This is a genomic window from Hydrogenivirga sp. 128-5-R1-1, assembly GCF_000171895.1.
The window spans coordinates 1-1541 of record NZ_ABHJ01000322.1; the positions used below are offsets into that span (position 1 = coordinate 1).

Genomic DNA, 1541 nt, shown 5'->3' on the forward strand with positions numbered 1-1541 from the left:
ATTTTTAAAGTCCCTCATAACCATCCTCCCGACTGGCAGGGGCTTAATAGCCCAATCAAGTAATTGGGTTTTGAGGGACAGGGGGACATACTCCCTAAGAGGCTTTAGAGCCTATGAAAAATGGAGTCTTTGTCCCTCGCTTTATTTTAAAAACTTATTCTATTTAAAAATATAAACTAATTTTTTGCAGGAGGAGAAAAATGGAAATCAAAAGATTAATTGAAGAATTTGATGAAGAAACAATTAGAAGTTTTGTGCAAAAGAATTCAGATTATTATCTTGCAAAATGGAAAATTATGGCTGCAAGTGGTTCAAAATTTTCGTGGAACTGGGCAGCTTTCTTAGCAACTGCTCCATGGATAGGTTATAGAAAAATGTATTTTTATGCTTTTATATACATCCTTTTAAATGTTTTAACAGTTATTCCATTTATAGGAATATTGATTTGGCTTGGTTTATGGTTTGGAATTGGGGCAGTAGGTAATTATTTATACGGAAAATTTACATACAATAAACTTACACAGTTAAGAACGGCTTTCCCAGATGAAAACGAGTTTAAAGCACAGGTTGTAAAAGCTGGCGGTACATCAATAGGAGGAATATTCATAGTACTGCTTATGACAATAGCTATTTCTGTTGTATTAGTTTTAATTTCATATTCCATGATGGGAAACTACACATATACTAATTTTTAAAGCTGAATATTATCTATTAAGCGGGTAGAACCAACAAAGGCAGCTACAAGGATAATATCTCCTTTTTCTGCTTTTTCTTTTGGTTCTAAGTTTTCTGGATTTACTATTTCTATATACTGTATTTCTTTTACATGAGGATAACTCCTCATTATTTTTTCCATTTCTTCTTTTAGTTTAGAAACATCTGTTTCACCTTTTTCAAAAAGCTGTTTTGCCTTAAAAAGAGCTTTACTTAAAGAAAGGGCTGATTCTCTTTCTTCTTTAGACAAATATTTATTTCTGGAAGACAAAGCAAGACCATCTTTTTCTCTTATTAAAGGACAGCCTATAATCTGTATGTCCATATTTAAATCTTTAACCATCTTTTTTATAACAACATACTGCTGATAGTCTTTTTTGCCAAAATATGCTCTATCAGGTTTTACAATGTTAAAAAGCTTATTTACGACAGTCAAAACGCCTTTAAAATGTCCTGGTCTAAAAGCACCGCAAAGTCTATCAACTAAACTTTCCATAATTACATATGTGGAATATCCTGCAGGATACATCTGCTCCACAGATGGATAGAAAACATAGTTAACGCCAACTTCTTTACATATTTTTAAGTCCCTTTCTAAATCACGGGGATATTTATCTAAATCTTCATTTTTTCCAAACTGGGTAGGATTTACGAAAATACTTACAACTGTTATATCGTTTTCCTTTTTGGAACATTCCATTAAAGATATATGTCCTTCATGAAGATAACCCATAGTAGGAACAAATCCAATACTTTTACCTTCTTTCCTTAACTTCTCTGAGATTTCTTTCATTGACTTTATATCTGTTATAAGCATTTGCATTATC

At 32.0% G+C, this 1541-nt stretch carries 2 protein-coding genes; one reads left to right on the forward strand and one right to left on the reverse strand.

All coding sequences use genetic code 11. The annotated features are described in order from the left end of the window. Positions 1–200: 200 nt before the first annotated feature. Entirely contained in the window at positions 201–695 is a 495-nt protein-coding gene (locus HG1285_RS01990) for a DUF2628 domain-containing protein (RefSeq protein WP_008289248.1), read from the forward strand. Here the strand turns inward: HG1285_RS01990 and panC are convergent. Then, positions 692–1531, reverse strand: coding sequence for a pantoate--beta-alanine ligase (gene panC, locus HG1285_RS01985; RefSeq protein ID WP_032497120.1), 840 nt, complete (start codon positions 1529–1531; stop codon positions 692–694). The genes HG1285_RS01990 and panC overlap by 4 nt on opposite strands. Positions 1532–1541 lie beyond the last annotated feature (10 nt).